The organism is Janthinobacterium aestuarii, assembly GCF_051380835.1.
GTDB lineage: Bacteria > Pseudomonadota > Gammaproteobacteria > Burkholderiales > Burkholderiaceae_D > Janthinobacterium > Janthinobacterium aestuarii.
In genome coordinates, this window is the sequence record NZ_JBNYXU010000006.1 from 143,179 (window position 1) to 159,936 (window position 16,758).

At 62.7% G+C, this 16,758-nt stretch carries 14 protein-coding genes; 8 read left to right on the plus strand and 6 right to left on the minus strand.

The window, feature by feature from the left end:
- Positions 1–23 precede the first annotated feature (23 nt).
- From urtA to urtE, 5 genes are all read left to right on the plus strand, one after another.
- On the plus strand, positions 24–1,277 hold the full coding sequence (gene urtA, locus ACQ4WO_RS17205; RefSeq protein ID WP_070305111.1) for an urea ABC transporter substrate-binding protein: 1,254 nt from the start codon (positions 24–26) through the stop codon (positions 1,275–1,277).
- A gap of 69 nt (positions 1,278–1,346) precedes the next feature.
- The gene (urtB, locus tag ACQ4WO_RS17210) at positions 1,347–2,933 is read left to right on the plus strand and encodes an urea ABC transporter permease subunit UrtB (RefSeq protein ID WP_436482471.1); all 1,587 of its coding nucleotides are present in this window, start codon (positions 1,347–1,349) and stop codon (positions 2,931–2,933) included.
- Positions 2,930–4,051 (plus strand): urea ABC transporter permease subunit UrtC, encoded by a 1,122-nt coding sequence (gene urtC, locus ACQ4WO_RS17215; protein ID WP_436482472.1) that lies wholly within the window; start codon positions 2,930–2,932, stop codon positions 4,049–4,051. The genes urtB and urtC overlap by 4 nt, the downstream gene beginning before the upstream one ends.
- On the plus strand, positions 4,048–4,878 hold the full coding sequence (gene urtD, locus ACQ4WO_RS17220; protein ID WP_436482474.1) for an urea ABC transporter ATP-binding protein UrtD: 831 nt from the start codon (positions 4,048–4,050) through the stop codon (positions 4,876–4,878). Before urtC ends, urtD begins: the two co-directional genes overlap by 4 nt.
- 6 nt (positions 4,879–4,884) lie before the next feature.
- Complete coding sequence (gene urtE / locus ACQ4WO_RS17225; RefSeq protein WP_072452947.1) at positions 4,885–5,583, plus strand: urea ABC transporter ATP-binding subunit UrtE; 699 nt, start codon at positions 4,885–4,887, stop codon at positions 5,581–5,583.
- A gap of 2 nt (positions 5,584–5,585) precedes the next feature.
- Here urtE and ACQ4WO_RS17230 read toward each other — a convergent pair whose 3' ends face one another.
- The 3 genes from ACQ4WO_RS17230 to ACQ4WO_RS17240 form a co-directional block, all read right to left on the minus strand.
- Positions 5,586–6,170, minus strand: a complete 585-nt coding sequence (locus ACQ4WO_RS17230; protein WP_034756756.1) for a chromate transporter — start codon at positions 6,168–6,170, stop codon at positions 5,586–5,588.
- The gene (locus tag ACQ4WO_RS17235; protein WP_436482476.1) at positions 6,167–6,754 is read right to left on the minus strand and encodes a chromate transporter; all 588 of its coding nucleotides are present in this window, start codon (positions 6,752–6,754) and stop codon (positions 6,167–6,169) included. The genes ACQ4WO_RS17230 and ACQ4WO_RS17235 overlap by 4 nt, the downstream gene beginning before the upstream one ends.
- Positions 6,755–6,959: 205 nt before the next feature.
- A complete protein-coding gene (locus ACQ4WO_RS17240) occupies positions 6,960–7,136 on the minus strand; it encodes a hypothetical protein (protein ID WP_175444610.1) in 177 nt (58 codons plus the stop codon).
- A 261-nt stretch (positions 7,137–7,397) separates the two neighbouring features.
- Between ACQ4WO_RS17240 and ACQ4WO_RS17245 the strand changes: the two genes are divergently transcribed.
- Positions 7,398–7,619, plus strand: coding sequence for a hypothetical protein (locus tag ACQ4WO_RS17245; protein WP_223278779.1), 222 nt, complete (start codon positions 7,398–7,400; stop codon positions 7,617–7,619).
- 415 nt (positions 7,620–8,034) lie between these two features.
- On the opposite strand, the gene ACQ4WO_RS17250 is transcribed toward ACQ4WO_RS17245, so the two are convergent.
- Together ACQ4WO_RS17250 and ACQ4WO_RS17255 are read right to left on the minus strand one after the other, a co-directional pair.
- Positions 8,035–8,634, minus strand: coding sequence for a response regulator (locus ACQ4WO_RS17250; RefSeq protein WP_436482478.1), 600 nt, complete (start codon positions 8,632–8,634; stop codon positions 8,035–8,037).
- A gap of 362 nt (positions 8,635–8,996) precedes the next feature.
- Entirely contained in the window at positions 8,997–9,545 is a 549-nt protein-coding gene (locus tag ACQ4WO_RS17255) for a phosphohydrolase (RefSeq protein ID WP_092605902.1), read from the minus strand.
- A 244-nt stretch (positions 9,546–9,789) separates the two neighbouring features.
- On the opposite strand from ACQ4WO_RS17255, the gene ACQ4WO_RS17260 reads away from it, so the two are divergent.
- Positions 9,790–12,873, plus strand: a complete 3,084-nt coding sequence (locus ACQ4WO_RS17260; protein ID WP_436482700.1) for an NAD(P)-binding protein — start codon at positions 9,790–9,792, stop codon at positions 12,871–12,873.
- Positions 12,874–12,875: 2 nt separating this feature from the next.
- Complete coding sequence (locus tag ACQ4WO_RS17265) at positions 12,876–13,787, plus strand: alpha/beta hydrolase (protein WP_436482479.1); 912 nt, start codon at positions 12,876–12,878, stop codon at positions 13,785–13,787.
- Here ACQ4WO_RS17265 and ACQ4WO_RS17270 read toward each other — a convergent pair.
- Positions 13,772–16,663 carry a hybrid sensor histidine kinase/response regulator gene (locus tag ACQ4WO_RS17270; protein WP_436482480.1) on the minus strand — a complete coding sequence of 964 codons (2,892 nt, stop codon included), beginning with the start codon at positions 16,661–16,663 and terminating at the stop codon, positions 13,772–13,774. The genes ACQ4WO_RS17265 and ACQ4WO_RS17270 overlap by 16 nt on opposite strands.
- Positions 16,664–16,758: the final 95 nt, after the last annotated feature.

A 16,758-nucleotide genomic window follows, 5' to 3' on the forward strand; every position in this document is an offset into this window, starting at 1 on the left:
ACGAACCCATCACAGGAGTCCCCATGTCACGACGCATCATCCTGAAAGCGGCCGCCGCCGGCGCACTGGCCCTGGCCACGTCCACTTACATGCAGGCAGCCTTGGCCGCCGACACGATCAAGGTGGGCATTTTGCACTCGCTGTCGGGCACCATGGCCATTTCCGAAACGTCGCTGAAAGACGTGGCCTTGATGACGATCGCCGAGATCAATGCCAAGGGCGGCGTGCTGGGCAAGAAGCTGGAAGCCGTCGTCGTCGACCCGGCGTCAAACTGGCCTTTGTTCGCGGAAAAAGCGAGACAACTGGTGGCACAGGACAAGGTCGCCGTCGTGTTCGGCTGCTGGACGTCCGTGTCGCGCAAGTCGGTTTTACCCGTGTTCAAGGAACTCAACAGCCTGCTGTTTTACCCGGTGCAATACGAGGGCGAGGAGCTGGAAAAGAATGTGTTTTACACGGGCGCCGCGCCGAACCAGCAAGCGATCCCGGCAGTAGAGTACCTGATGAGCAAGGACGGCGGCGGCGCCAAGCGCTTCGTGCTGCTGGGTACGGATTACGTGTATCCGCGCACCACCAACAAGATCCTGCGTGCCTTCCTGAAAAGCAAGGGCGTCAAGGATAGCGATATCAGCGAGGTCTACACGCCGTTCGGCCATGCCGACTATCAAACCATCGTCGCCAACATCAAGAAGTTTTCCACGGGCGGCAAGACGGCCGTGATTTCCACCATCAATGGCGATTCGAACGTGCCGTTCTACAAGGAGCTGGGCAATGCGGGCTTGAAAGCCACGGACGTGCCTGTCGTCGCGTTTTCCGTCGGCGAGGAAGAGCTGCGCGGCATCGATACCAAGCCATTGCTCGGTCACCTGGCGGCGTGGAATTATTTCGAGTCCGTCAAGAACCCCGTGAATACTGCCTTCATCAAGCAGTGGAAGGCGTATGCCGTGGCGCAAAAGCTGCCGAACGCGGGTTCCGTCGTGACGAACGACCCGATGGAAGCGACCTATGTCGGCATCCACATGTGGGCGCAAGCCGTGGAAAAAGCCAAGTCGACCGATACCGACAAGGTGATCGCCGCCATGGCCGGCCAGAGCGTCAAGGCGCCATCGGGCTTCACCCTGACCATGGACGCCACGAACCACCACCTGCACAAGCCCGTGATGATCGGCGAGATCAAGGCAGATGGGCAATTCAATGTCGTGTGGAAAACCAAGGAACCGATCCGCGCACAGCCGTGGAGCCCGTTTATCAAGGGGAATGAGGGCAAGCAGAAGTTGTAAAGAGTCTCGCCAGCGCCATCGGGCAATGTGTCCGGTGGCGCCGACCATCAACGCTTTCCCGGGATATCAATGAGGCTACTCACATCGCTGCTGGTCTTCGCCTGCTTGTGCCTGTCATCCATGGCGCAGGCAGCCATTTCCCCCGACCTGCTCAAACCGCTATCCGGCGACGACCCCGATACCAGAGTCGCCGCCGTCGCCCAGATCGCCGCCCTGGCCACGCCCGAGGCTGCCAAGGTGCTGCAAGCCTTGCAGGACGACGCTTTATACGCAACACCCGACGGCAAGGTGTATATCGTCGACGGCGAGCAGGCATATGACCCGGCGATCAGCAAGAGCGTGCCGCTGCCGGACGGCATCGATGGCGTGATGGTCAACAACCGCTTGCGCTCGGCCGTGGCGGGCGCCTTGTCTGGGCTGAAACTGCTGGCGCCCGAGCGCTCCACACGGCTGGCCGCCGCGCAGGCATTGCAGCAATCCGTGGATCCGGCGCAGCTGCCCCTGATCCACAAGGCGCTGGCGCAAGAGAGCGATGCCGAGATCCAGCAGATATTGCAAGTGCTGATCGCCAGCGCCAACCTGCATGCGCCCGATGCCGCCACGCGCAAGCAGGCCGTGCAGGCGCTGGCCGGCAGCAGCGATGCGCGCTTGCTACCCGTGCTGCAAGCGATGCTCGAGAAGGGAGGCGAGCCCGACGAAGCCGTGCAGCTGGCCGCCATCGAGACCATGCGCCAGATCAAGGGCAGGGTGGCGCGCATGGAATTCGCCGGCAATGTGTTCTACGGCATTTCGCTGGGCAGCGTGCTGCTGCTGGCTGCGCTGGGGCTGGCCATCACGTTCGGCTTGATGGGCATCATCAACATGGCGCATGGCGAATTGCTGATGATAGGCGCTTACACGACCTATTTATGCCAGCTGTTCTTCCGCACCTATCTGCCAGGCCTGCAGGATGCGTATCTGCTGGCGGCGCTACCTGCCGCTTTTCTCGTCGCGGGACTGGTGGGCGTGGCGCTCGAGCGCACGGTGATCCGCTGGCTGTACGGGCGGCCGCTGGAAACCCTGCTGGCCACCTGGGGCATCAGCCTGATCCTCATGCAGACGGTGCGTACGATCTTCGGCGCGCAAAACGTGGAAGTGGCCAATCCCGCCTGGATGTCGGGCGGCGTGACGGTGCTGGGCGGCCTCGTGCTGCCGTACAACCGGCTGGCCATCATCGTCTTCGCCGTCCTTGTCGTGATGGCCGTGTGGCTGATCCTCAACAAGACACGGCTGGGCCTGTTCGTGCGGGCCGTCACGCAAAACCGTCGCATGGCCGATTGCGTGGGCGTGGCCACGGGCAAGGTCGACATGCTGACTTTCGGCCTCGGTTCCGGCATTGCCGGGCTTGGTGGCGTGGCCCTGTCGCAGCTGGGCAATGTGGGGCCGGACCTGGGCCAAAGCTACCTCGTCGATTCCTTCATGGTGGTGGTGCTCGGCGGCGTGGGCCAGCTGGCCGGCACTGTGATCGCCGCGCTGGGCCTGGGCGAAGTGAACAAATTCCTGGAACCGGTGGCGGGCGCCGTGCTGGCGAAGATCGCCATTTTGGTATTCATCATCATTTTCATCCAGCGCCGGCCGCAGGGCCTGTTTGCCATGAAGGGACGCAGCGTCGAATGATTACCTCCTATCAATCCAAGCAGGGCCTGTTCACGCGGCCCGTCTGGCTGGCGATTGCCGCCTGCGCGGTGCTGGTGGCGCTGTTGCCGATTTTTAACCTGGTGTTTGCCGAAGGCCATGCGCTGCACGTGTCCGCCTATACGGTGGCGCTGGTGGGCAAGTTCATGTGCTACGCGCTGGCCGCGCTGGCGCTGGACCTCGTCTGGGGCTACACGGGCATCTTGTCCCTGGGTCACGGCGTGTTTTTTGCCTTGGGCGCGTATGCGCACGGCATGTATCTGATGCGCGCCATTGGCGAGCAGGGCCAGTACCGCAGCAGCTTGCCCGATTTCATGGTCTTTCTCGACTGGAAAACCTACCCGTGGTACTGGGCCTTCACGGAACACTTCTGGTACTGCATGGCCCTCGTCGTGCTGGTGCCGGGGGTGCTGGCGTTTGTCTTCGGTTACTTTGCCTTTCGCTCGCGCATCAAGGGCGTGTATTTTTCCATCATCACGCAGGCGATGACGTATGCCTTCATGCTCTTGTTCTTCCGCAATGACACTGGCTTTGGCGGCAACAACGGTTTCACGGATTTCAAGACCATCCTCGGGCATACCATCACGGCGCCCGCCACCCGGGCCGTGCTGTTCCTGCTGACCCTGGCCTTCCTGCTGGCCGCGCTGGTGGGCGCGCGCGCCATCGTCCGCTCGAAGCTGGGCCGGGTGCTGCAGGGCGTGCGCGACAGCGAGGCGCGCTTGATGTTCCTCGGCTATAACCCGCTGTGGTTCAAGCTGTTCGTCTGGACCTTGTCGGCCGTGCTGTGCGGCATCGCCGGCGCCCTGTACGTGCCGCAGGTGGGCATCATCAACCCGTCCGAAATGTCGCCGGCGAACTCCATCGAGATGGTCGTGTGGGTGGCCGTCGGTGGGCGCGGTACCCTAATCGGTCCCATCCTGGGCGCCTTCACCGTCAACGGCTTGAAAAGCTGGTTCACGGCCGCCTTGCCGGAACTGTGGCTGTTCGCGCTGGGCTTGCTGTTCATCGTCGTCACCCTGTTCATGCAGCAAGGCATGCTCGGTGTGTTGAACAAGCTCAAACGCAAGAAAACGGCCGTCGTGGCAGAGGAGGCCGCATGAGCATCCGCATGTTGCCCGGCATGGCCAGCACAGAGACTGGCGCCAGCTATTCCCGCGTCAAAGGCGAGGGCGTCGATACGACGCATGGCGCCATTTTGTATCTGGAAGACATCAGCGTGTCGTTCGACGGTTTCAAGGCTATCAACAAGCTCAATCTCGATATTTCCGTCGGCGAATTGCGCTGCATCATCGGTCCGAACGGCGCGGGCAAGACGACGATGATGGATGTCATCACCGGCAAGACGCGGCCCACATCCGGCACGGCATGGTTCGGGCAGACCATGAATCTGGCCACCATGACGGAAGCGCAGATTGCCCACGCGGGTATCGGCCGCAAGTTCCAGCGCCCCACCGTGTTCGAACAGCACACGGTGTTCGACAACCTGGAACTGGCGATGAAGATGGACAAGCGCGTGGCGTCCACCCTGTTTGCGCGTTTAAGCTCGGAGCAGGCAGGCAAGATCGAAGCCATCTTGCGCCTGATACGCCTCAATGGACAGGAAGCGCGGCCGGCCGGCTTGCTGTCGCATGGGCAAAAGCAGTGGCTGGAAATCGGCATGCTGCTGATGCAGGAACCGCAGCTGATTTTGCTCGACGAACCGGTGGCCGGCATGTCCGATGCGGAAACGGCGCGCACGGCCGAATTGCTCAATGAATTGCGCGGCAAGCATTCGATCATGGTGGTCGAGCACGACATGGGTTTTGTGACGGAAATTGCCCAGCAAGGCATCGTTACGGTGCTGCATGAGGGTTGCGTGCTGGCGCAGGGCCGTATGGACGAAGTGCAGGCCGACGAGCGCGTCATCGAAGTCTATCTGGGAAGGTGAACACATATGCTGGAAGTCGAGCAATTGAATCAATACTATGGCTCCTCGCACACCTTGCGCGGCATCAACCTGTCGGCACGCAAGGGCGAGTGCCTGGCCTTGCTTGGGCGCAATGGCGTGGGCAAGACGACCTTGCTCAAATGTCTGATGGGCGTGCTGCCCGTGGCGCAGGGCAAGGTGGTGTTCCAGGGACGCGACATCACGAAGCTGACGCCGCATGCGCGGGCCAAGCTGGGCATCGCTTACGTGCCGCAGGGACGCGATATCTTTGCGCGCCTGACGGTCGAGGAAAACTTGTTGATGGGCATGGCGGTGAAGCGCGGCAAACAAGCGTCGCGCATCGATCCCCACGTGTATGAACTGTTTCCGGTGCTCAAAGAGATGCTGCAGCGGCGTGGCGGAGATTTGTCTGGCGGGCAACAGCAGCAACTGGCCATCGCCCGCGCCTTGCTGGCCGAGCCGCAGTTGATCATCTTCGACGAGCCGACGGAAGGCATCCAGCCCTCCGTCATCAAGGATATCGGCCGCGTGATCAGCCTGTTGAAACAGCGCGGCGACATGGCCATTGTGCTGTGCGAACAGTATTTCGATTTTGCCCGCGAACTGGCCGACGAATTCATCGTCCTGTCGCGCGGCAGTGTCGTCGCCAGCGGCAAGGCGGAACAGATGGATGGCGAGGACGTGAAGCGGCACCTGGCCGTGTAAGGTCAGACGAGCTGGAACCAGCCCAGCACGGCACCTGCCGCCAGCAGCCATAGCAAATGGATCTTCGTGCGCCAGATGATGAGGCCGGTGACGATGGACAGGCTCCACAGGGGCCAGTCCGTGCGGATGTCATGGTTGGCGCCGCCCAAAATCATGCCCGTGGAAATCAGGAGGGCGACGACAATGGGCGCCATGCCTTGCTTGAAGGCGCGCACGGGGCGCAGGTCGCGGTTGCGGTAGCCCCATTGGGCCGCCACGTAGGTGAGGGTGGTGCTGGGCAGCATGATGCCCACCATGGTGATGAACACGCCAAGATACGCTGCCGTGTAGCTGCCCGCATTCATGCCCACGTTCCAGCCCATCAGGGCGACGAACAGCACGTTGGGGCCGGGCGCGGCCTGCGCGATGGCGATCGACTCGTTGAATTGCGCCTGCGTCAGCCAGCCATGCTGCTCGACGAGGAAACGGTGCATTTCGGAGGTGGTGGAAATGGCGCCGCCGATCGACATCAGCGACAGCATCAGGTAGTGGCCGAACAGGTTCAGCCAGTCGCCCGCGCTCAACACCAGTTGCAAGGGCGGATTCATGGTGACAGCTTTCGATAGGTGAGCAGGCAGCCGATGCCGCCCAGGCCCAGCAGGATGTACAGCAGGGGCCAGCGGAAGATCGCCACCATCAGCACACCGAGCACGGTGATGGACAAGGCCAGCCACAGGGGCAGCGGATGCTTGGCCAGCGCGGTCGCCAGTTTCACGCCCGTGGCGGCGATCATGCCGGCCGAGACGGCCGCCATGCCGCGCAAGGCGCCCGCCATTTGCGGGTTGTCGCCAAAGCGCGTGTACAGCACGCCCAGCACGAGCACGATGACGAGGGGCGCGGCCAGCATGCCGGCCAGCGCCGTCAGCGCACCCTTCAAGCCGAAATAGCGCCCGCCCACCATCAGGGACAGGTTGACGACATTCGGCCCGGGCATGATTTGCGCCACGGCCCAGTCTTCGAGGAATTCCTCCTGCGTCAGCCAGCGCTTGCGCTCGACCATCTCGCGCTGGATCACGGCCAGCACGCCGCCAAAGCCCTGCAGGGCCAGCCAGGTGAACGAGAAGAACAGGTCGGCAAGCGAAGCCGGCTGTGGACGTGGCAGGTCGGGCGGAAGCGTGGAAGGTGCGGGCATGGCTGATTATCGCCGTGCCTGCTTCGCCTTGTCCATGCTTATGTCCATACATAATTGCCGGTGCGGCTTACACCACCTGACAAAACCGTAGCGAGCGGAAGGAAGTTGCGGTTGAGAAGCGCAACTGTACGAAGTACGGGGCCGCCGAGGCAGTGAGCATCGCAGACCGCAAATTACGACGCGCAGTAGGTTTTGATAGGTGTTCTCAGCCCCCGCCGATGCCGGCAATGACCACGCCCGTGCCACCGCACATGGGGCAGGGCTGGCCATCGGCCCTGGCGCCCCGTCCCTGACAATGCGTGCAGACGTTTTCACCGGTGCCGGGGGTGCCGGGAGGGGCGATGTCGCCGGGATTTTTGGCCGGTTCGGGTGTTGTATTCATGTCGTGTCTCCTCGTCCATGCAGTGTGAACGCCGCGTGATGGCAGCCAGTCCATACTAGGCCGGCGACAGGCGCTGCGTTTGATCTGCCTTAGGCGTGCGGCCTTGTGTATCAGAAAAAAACTGCATGGGAATAACTGCCTGGCATTGACATCGCGCGTTTTTCGGCAATACTTTCGCTGTCACTCTTCCTCGCTGCCATCCCGGAGCCGTTCTCCGCCGCCATGTCCCGCCATGTCTACCTTCCGCAGGAGTCATTCATCATGCTGAGTTCCCAAGAAACCTTGCACATGCCCGTCAAACCCGTGGCGCTGCATGCCCGCGTCGATCAGAAGATGTGCGATATCGTCAATCTGGGCATCGCCGTGCAGGCAGCCTTCAGCACCTTGTGCGCGCTGGAATACCTGAAGTCATACAATGTCGCCCCCGAGCTGATCGAGCGCGTGCTGCTGCATCCGGAGCAGCGCCGCCAGACCGTGCATTGAGTATCCGCATGGCAACTGTGTTGCCGGCAGCGTTAGCCCGGTGTTGTCGGATTGATCATTACGGCTCAGTTATGCACAAATGATGGGTTAACGAAATTGGCGAAATAATTTTCCTGTGATTATGTGTGATTTTCCAAGTGCTTGATTTTAATGGATTTTATTTTTGCTGTTTGATTGAGCAGTTTATTGAAAGCCGCACGGGCTGTGGCTTTGAGGACTGTCAATAGGCCCTTATCCACAAAGATATCCACAGTCCGTGTGGATATCTGAAAAAGCGCTTAACAATCCGCCACTTAGGAAATTGGGGCCGCTGGGCACATGCGATGGGCCGGCAAGATGGGCCAAAATGGGGCATGCCACAAGCCTGTATGCCTATCCAGTGCTCTAGTTTTATGACTGAAAGTAGCGGCCGTGTTCAGGACGTGCCGCCGGCCGGCGCCGCTGGCGTGTTGCCGCATTGGGCCAGGGCTGCGGCCAGTTCGGCGACTTGCTGCTCCGCTTCGCGCAAGGTGGCGTAGGTGCGCAGCGAGGCGATCACGGTGGTAAACAACTTGCGCGTGGTCAGGTCGGTCTTGCACCAGAAATCGTTGATATCGTAGTCGATGATGATGCGGTGCTCGAGCGCCTGGCCGGGCTGGCCCGTGCGCAGGATGATGCGTACGGCGCTGTTGTGCAGATCTTCGCGGATCTGGCGCGCCACTTGCAGCCCGGCATCCTGAGTTTCCATGATCACATCGAGCAGCACCACGGCGATATCGGATGTGCTGCGCAGCAAAGCCAGCGCCTCGGCGCCCGAATAGGCGTGCAAAAAGCTCAGCCTGCGTCCCTGGAAGCTGGCCTGGCTGAGGGCGAACTTGGTTACCACGTGCACGTCGACATCGTCATCGACGATCAGCACGCGCCATGGCGCCGCGGTGGCAGGCTCTGCCGCCGCGTTTGCCCGTTCCAGCGGTTCGTCGACCAGCCAGTCCGGTTCGTCCGCCCCCTTGGCGGCGCTATCGCTATCCATGTTCATGCGTTTATCCACCGTTGATCGTGCTCGCTACTCCACACTATGCCAGTCTACGGGGTTTGTCAAAACAATGCTGTTCAAGCAAGACGCCCTGGCGCCAGGATTGCTTATGCACAGCAAAATATATTTGCATGGTAGTGAAGTAAGTTTGCTTTAGCGCAAATTCGTGCTTGCAAGTCATTGATTTCATTGGGGTAAAAAATTGCCTGTGAAATCAGCAAATTGTTGAAACCCGCATCAATACTGGTGTTGCGGCTTGTCAAGAGGGGCTTATCAACAACTTTATCCACAGTTGCTGTGGATATCTAAAAAAGCCGTGCAAAAACCGGGGCTTAGCGCCCGTTCGTGAGGCAGGGCCGTAGTATTCATGCGGCAAGTCCAAGCCCGCCCAGCTGGGCAAAGGCATGCAGGAAGCGCTGCTTCGCTTCGGCCGGACCCATGGCTTCGATTATACCGGGCAAGGGGGCGATGCCGTCAAGGTAAGCCCAGCGTTCGGCCGAGTGCGGCATCAGGTCGCGCTTTTCCGTGGCCAGCGCGATCAGGTCGGCCCGCTTGATGGGCGCGTAATCGGAAAAATCCAGCCCATACGTGGCGGCGATGATGGCGCTGACCTTGTCTTCCAGCACGGCAAATTCCGGCAGCAACACTTTCAAGGGTTTCACCATGTCGCCCAGATAGGCTTCGGCCGCGTCGTGCAGCAGGGCGGCCAGGCGCAAATGGGGTGGCACCAGTTCGGCGACGATCAGGCTGTGCTGGGCGACCGAGTAAAACACTTGCGTCTGTCCATTGAAGCGGCACTGGTAAGCGAGGCCGTGGGCGATGTCCTCGATGGCGACCTTGTCGATATGCGGGCGCAAGGGATAAAAACGGTTGCCGGAATAAGTGGAAACGTAGTCGGTGGTAATCATTGCCATGGCATGGTGCTCGGAACGGTCAAGAGGCTTCATCGTACACCCGATGGCATGGGCTTGCCCCGGCTGCCGTGCGCAAGCTCAAACTATGCATCTTGGCCAATCCTTTAATTTATTTCATATCATGCAATGCTCTTTCTGAAATACACTGTAGCAATCTTGTTTGTCTGAAACTTTAATTGGGGGCAGGGCAATGACGGCGATACCTTTGGCAAGACCTTCGTATATCTATCAGGGCGGTTCGGTGATGATGCACTCGCCGCTGCAACTGAAACAGTCGGAAATGTACGGCTATTTCGTCAAGGGCGACCTGGCCGAACTGCAGGCCACCGTGAATACCACCTTGAACCAGGTGGCGGGCAGCAAGATGACCCTGAAAGCCCTGTCGCCGTATGTGATGCTGACGTTTACGCGCGTCAATCATGCGGACTCCGCCAACCCCGTTGACCAGGCCAAGGGCTGGATCACGGAAGTCGATATCGTCACCTGGATCATGGTCGGCCAGATGGATGAGCAGGGCAAGCTCGCGCATATCTATTGGTACCCATGCCATATTTTCGTCGATGACGCGATGGCCCTGATCAACGGGCGCGAGCTGTTCGGCTATCCGAAATATCTGTGCGAATACGAGATTCCCGCCGCCGGCAGCGAGCCGCTGCGCTGTTCCGTCGCGGCCAAGGGCTTCCAGCATTTTTCGCCGGAAACGAAACTGGCGCTGCACCCGCTGCTGGAAGTCAACGCCACCGTGCAGACGGGGCCGCACAAGCCCGTCAACAGTTTCCTGGAACTCATCGAGCAGGCGTTCCAGATTTTCCTCTCCATTCCCGATTTCTTCGACATGGACCAGGCCGGCTGGGCCGATATTCTGTCCTTGCTGCGCAACCCGCGCATCGACCAGATTTTCCTCAAGCAATTCCCCGACAGCGCGGGCGTGAAAGCCGTGTACCAGGCACTTGTGGCCGCGCCGGCCGAGATCAACCGCCTGCACAGCGCGCGCCTGCTCGGTTATGAATACGAATGCACCTTGCACGCGTTTGACAGCTTCCCGCTGGACCAGACCCTGGGTTTGCAGCTGGGACCGCAAACGGCGATTTTACCGTTCAATGTGAATTTCGATTTCACGGCCATGCCGGGCGAGGAACTGGTCGACAATTCCCGCATCGCGCCGGAAAAGATCGCCATCCTCGGCGGAGGCGTGGCGGCCATGACCACCGCGTATTACTTGACGAACCAGCCGGGCTGGCAGAACCGGCACACTATCACCGTCTACCAGCTGGGCTGGCGCCTGGGCGGCAAGGGCGCCAGCGGGCGCAATGCGCAAGCTGGCCAGCGCATCGAGGAACACGGCCTGCACATCTGGTTCGGCTTTTATGCGAACGCTTTCAAGATGATCAAGGAAGCGTATGCGAGCCTGGAGCGTCCGCCCGGCGCGCCGCTGGCCACCTGGCGCGACGCCTTTAAACAGCACGATTACGTGGCCCTGTCGGAAGACGTCAAGGGACAGTGGCGCAACTGGTCCATCGTCTTTCCCACCTTGCCGGGCGAGCCGGGCGAGGGCGGCGAAGACATCACGCTGTGGCAGATGGCCATCGCCATGGTGGGCTGGATCGAGCAGTGGATACGCCAGATCCGGCAAGTGGCGGACGCCGATGCGCGCATCGTGCGCGCCAGCGCATCGCAAGGCGAAGGCGTGTGGCCGGGCTGGCTGCGCCGCCTGGCCGACGAAGTGGTGGGACAGGCCGATGAACTGGGACTCGACGTGGGCTTGTCCGTCGGCGCGCTGGTGGCGCTGGTGGCCGACCTGGCGCCCGATTCCACGCGCCACGACCAGGCCCGCCACCAGCTGCTGGCCAGCACCCTGAACGGCATCCGCGCGTGGCTGCGTTTGCGCTACCGGGCCCTGATCGATGGCGACGATGAATTACGCCGCCTGTTCACCTGCCTGGACCTGGGCATCACGGTCATGAAAGGCATGTTCGAGGATGGCGTGTTCAAGAACGGCTTTGACGTCATCAACGACATCGATTTCCGCGCCTGGCTGCGCAAGCATGGCGGCGACGAGCAGTTCAGCATCAACTCGGCGCCCGTGCGCGGCTTTTACGACCTGGTGTTTGCCTACGAGGGCGGCGATTTTTCCAGGCCGAACATCGAGGCGGGGACGCTCTTGCGCTCGATGGCGCGCATCGGCCTGGCCTACAAGGGCGGCATCATGTTCAAGATGCAGGCCGGCATGGGCGACACCATCTTTACGCCGATGTACGAAGTGCTGCGCAAGCGCGGTGTGGAATTCAAGTTTTTCCAGCGCGTGGAAGAACTGGTGCCGGGCGCGGGCGACATCGACAGCATCCGCATCACGCAGCAGGTGCAATTGAAGGACCCCGCCGCCGGTTACGCGCCGCTGGTGGACGTCAAGGGCCTCGCCTGCTGGCCCAGTGCGCCCGATTACACGCAGATCGAACCGGCCCAGGCGGCGTTGCTGCAGGCGCAGGAAGTCAACCTGGAATCGTACTGGAGCGCCTGGCCGCAGCAATACCAGCAGGCGTTCGGCCGCGCGCTGCCCGCCACGGTATTGAAGAAGGGCGTCGATTTCGACAAGGTGGTGTTCGGCATTTCCATCGGTTCGCTGCAAGCCTTGTGTCCGCAGCTGCTGGCGCAAAGCCCGGCCCTGCAACTGGCGGCCGACAAGGTGAAAACCGTCGCCACGCAGGCTTACCAGGTATGGCTCAACAAGAACCTGGCGCAGATGGGCTGGACCACGCAGCCGAAAGGCCAGCAACCGGTACTGTCGGCCTTTACGGAACCGTACGATACGTGGGCGCCGATGGACCAACTCTTGGCGCACGAAGACTGGCCGGCGGGACTGGAGCCGAAAAACGTCTCGTACTTTTGCAGCGCCTTCCCGGTCGACAGCTACCCGCCCGTCACCGACACGGATTTTCCAACCCGCTGCGCGGCCAAGGCGAAGCAGGGCGCCGTGCACCAGCTCGAGCGCGAGATCGGCGCGCTGTGGTCCGAGGCGGGCGCGCCGGGCGCGTTTCCGTGGCAATGGCTGGTCGACGCAAAGGAGAGCGCGGGACCGGCGCGCTTCGACAGCCAGTACTGGCGCGCCAACGTCGACCCGTCCGAGCGCTACGTGATGTCGGTGGTGGGCAGCACGCAGTACCGGCTGGCCACCGACCAGTCAGGGTTCAGCAACCTGTTCCTCACGGGGGACTGGATCAGGACGGGATTGAACGCGGGCTGCGTCGAGGCGGCCGTGATGGCGGGCATGCAGACGTCGCGCGCCATGACGGGCTATCCGGCCGTGATCCAGGGCGAGACGGATTTCTAGGCATGCGAGGCCTGATGCTGTCGTGCCTAGTCCTGCTCCACCTGCACGCGGGCGCGGCACCGGTCGGCGCGATTGTGCTGTGGCCTGGCGCACCGCCCGGTGGCGCGGCGCCGGGGCCGCAGCGCGATAGCGCCAAGGGCTCCATCACGCAGGTCGAGCAACCGTATCTGATCGCGCACCGCCCCGCGCAGCCGAACGGCCTGGCCATCCTGTTGGTCAGCGGCGGCGGTTATGCGCATATCGAGGCGGGCAAGGAGAGCGGCCCCGCCGCCAGCTGGCTGCAGGCGCAGGGTGTCACGGCGTTTGAACTCGTGTACCGCCTGCCGCAGGAAGGCGGCGGGGTGGCCGCGCCATTCCAGGATGGCCAGCGCGCCGTGCGCGTGATCCGTGCACGCGCGGCCGAATGGGGCATCGACCCGGCGCGCATCGGCATGCTGGGGTTTTCCGCCGGCGCGCACCTGGCCGGCATGACGGCCGTGCAGCCCGATGCCGTCCGCTATGCGCCCGTCGATGCGACGGATGGCGTCTCCGCGCGGCCAGACTTTGCCGTGCTGCTGTACCCGGTGCTGACCATGCAGCGGCCATTCGGCACGACGCATGCGAAGAAACAGCTGCTGGGCGCCCATCCCGCGCGGGCGGCGCGCGACGCGCTATCGGTGGAATTGCACGTCGGCGCGCGCACGCCGCCCACCTTCATCGCGCAGGCGCTCGATGACCCGATTTCACCGCCCGATAACAGTACATTGATGGCTGCCGCCCTGCGCCGCGCGGGCGTGCCCGTCGAGCTGCACCAGTTCCAGAGCGGAGGGCATGGCTGGGGCCTGGGCAAGCCGGGCAGCGAACCGGCCGCGTGGCCGCAGCTGTTGCTGGCGTGGCTGCGAGCGCACGGCTGGACGCCTCAAGCGCCCGGCTGATTTTCCAGGTCCCGCCGCGCCACGTCCAGCGCCATCTGCAGCTGTGGCAGGAACTGTTCCACGTTATCGAGCTGGCCGTTCGAGGCCAGGGTTTCCATCTGGTGGCACAGGCCGTGCAGGGTGGGGCGGCTCAGGTAGCCGGCGCTGCCTTTCAGGGCGTGGAAGGCGGCAGCGGCCGCACTGGCGTTACCGTCGCGCACGGCGTGGCAAGCCAGGTCCAGGCGCCGTGGCGCTTCCGACAGAAACGCTTGCGCGATGCGCTGCAGGTGCTGCTGCGACAGGCCTGCCAGCGGCAGGATGTGCACGGGTGCCCTCATGGGATCGGCCGGCGCGGGCGGGTCGTCGGCGGCGTCGTCCAGGCCGAACTGGCGCGCCAGGGTATCGTCCTCGGTGGGTACGGCAGGCGGCAGCGCGTGGCCGCGCGCCAGCAGCAAGTCGATGATGGCGTCGATTTTTTCGAACAGCAGCGCTTCGTCGACGGGCTTGCTGAGGAAGTCGTCCATGCCGGACGCCAGGTAGCGCTGCCGGTCATGTTCGCTGGCGTTGGCCGTCAGCGCAAGGATGGGAATCTGCGCGTCAGCAATGGGGAATTGCGCGTTGCCGCCGTCGCGTATCAGGCGCGCGGCCTGTTCGCCATCCATCTCCGGCATGCGGCCATCCATCAGCACGCAATCGTAGGTGCCAGAGCCCAGCGCGCGCAGCGCCTGCTCGCCGTTTTCCACGATGGTCACCTCATGCCCCATGCCTTCCAGCAGGGTGCCGATGATGATCTGGTTGGTGCGCACATCTTCGGCACACAGAATGCGCAGGCGGCAGGCATGGCGCGCGTGGCGTGCCGGCCGGCGCGCGTCGGCCGCCGGCGCGCTGCCGTCTTCCAGCGGCAAGGTGAAATGGAAACGCGAGCCGATGCCGACCCGGCTTTCCACGCCGATCGTGCCTTTCATCAGTTCGACCAGCTCCTTGCAGATGGCCAGGCCCAGGCCCGTGCCGCCATAGCGGCGCGTGGTGGAATGGTCGGCCTGCTCGAATTTCTGGAACAAACGCGGCAAGGTGTCCGCGTCGATGCCGGGACCCGTATCGCCGATGATGAATTCGATTTCGCTGCGGCCATCGTGGCGCGGCGGCCTGCGGGCGCGCCGCACTTCCAGCAGCACTTCGCCATTGGCCGTGAATTTCAGTGCGTTCCCCAGCAGGTTGATGAGGATTTGCCGCAGCCGCGTGGGGTCGGCGCGCACGTAGCGCGGCAGGTCCAGCGCCAGTTCGCGGCGCAGCAGCAGGCTCTTGGCATCGGCCTGGCCCTGCACGATGCCGGCCGCGTCGCCGATCAGCGCCAGCAGGTCGAAGTCCACGGTTTCCAGGGTCAGCTTGCCCGCGTCTATCTTCGAGAAATCGAGGATGTCATTGAGGATGGTCAGCAGCGACACGCCATTGTGCAAGCCGATGCGCAGGTATTCCTGCGTGCGGCCTTTGACGGACTGGTCGCGCAGCGCGAATTTCAGCATGCCGATCACGCCGGCCAGCGGCGTGCGGATGTCGTGGCTCATGGCCGACAGAAAATCGATGCGGTGGCGGCTGACCACTTCCGCGTGCTCCTTGGCCTTCAGCAGCGCGTCGTTGCTGAGGGTGAGCGCCAGGGTGCGTTCCCGCACGCGCTGTTCCAGGTTATTGCGCAGCAAGCGGATCTGGTCGGCCAGGGCAAAGGCCAGCAGCAAGCCGTCGAGCGTGCCGCCGAGCAGGGTCACCAGCTGGGCGTTGGCCACCATGGCCGGCATCAGGCCCAGGTTGGCCGGCAAGATCAGAAAGCCGGGCAGCATCAGGGCGACGAAGGCCAGCACGAAGAAGCGTGCCGGCTGGTAGCCGCGGCGCCAGACGACGATGCCGCAGATGAGCGCCAGCAGCATCCAGATGCTGATGGCGATGGTGGCCAGGGTGTGCGCATACGACAGGGCGAGAAAACAGCTCGGCAGCAGCAGCAAGGGCAGCACCAGGTTGACCTTGCTGATGCTGTGCAGACGGGGCGAGTAGTCGCGCAGGCGCAGGAAATGCATGTAGAACAGGGTGCTGAAGACGGGCAGCAGGAAAAACGGCACGTAATGGAGCTGCAACTGGTGCCAGTCGAACAGGTCGGCAAAGACGTGGAAAGTCATGGCCCAGGCCAGGCCATACGTCAGCACATACAGCGTGTAATAGGCCGAGGCTTTTTCCAGGGTGATGGAAAAAATGAAAAAATTGAACAGTCCCAGCGCCAGCAGGGCGCCGATGGACGCCACCATCAGGAAGTTTTCCTTGCCCACCAGCTTGCGGTAATCGCGCTGCGTCTTCACGCCGAACATGGGCGCGCGCGCGTAATACGGGCTGGAAAAGCGGATCAGGATGTCATACGTGGCACCCGGCGCCAGCTGCACGTTCCCGCCGTAGTGCAACAAATACTCGTGCGGGCGCTGGTAGCCCGTCAGCAAGGTCTGCGGTGCCGTGTGCTGCCCGGGGCCATACACGTGCACGTCGACCAGATCGATCAGGGTGTCGTTCGGGTCGATGACCCAGGCGGTTTCAGCGCTGTCGTTGCGCACCTGCGCATGCAGCCAGTAGGCGCCACCGACCAGGTCGACCTGGTCGGCCGGACGCTGGCGCGCCAGCCAGGCGGGCAGGGCGGCGGCATCGGCAGGCGCGGCTTCATTGTCGGCGAGAAATAGTTGCCCACCTATGCCCAGGTGATGAATGCCTTGCTTGCCCAGAGGTAATGGATCTGCCTGCGCCGCGCCCGCCAAGCCAAACAAGCCGAACAGCAGGCTGAACAGAAGCAGCCAGCCGCATAGCCAGGCGCTGACGCGGTAGCTGGAAGCGCGGTGGCAGGGAGGGAGCGGGTGGGCTGGCATCGATGGGCTTGGTGATGGTCGCGCGAAAATGGCGGCAACGCCGTTTGCTGTGGAGTGCCCATTTTAATCGACTCTCGGTGACACACGGGCACTCA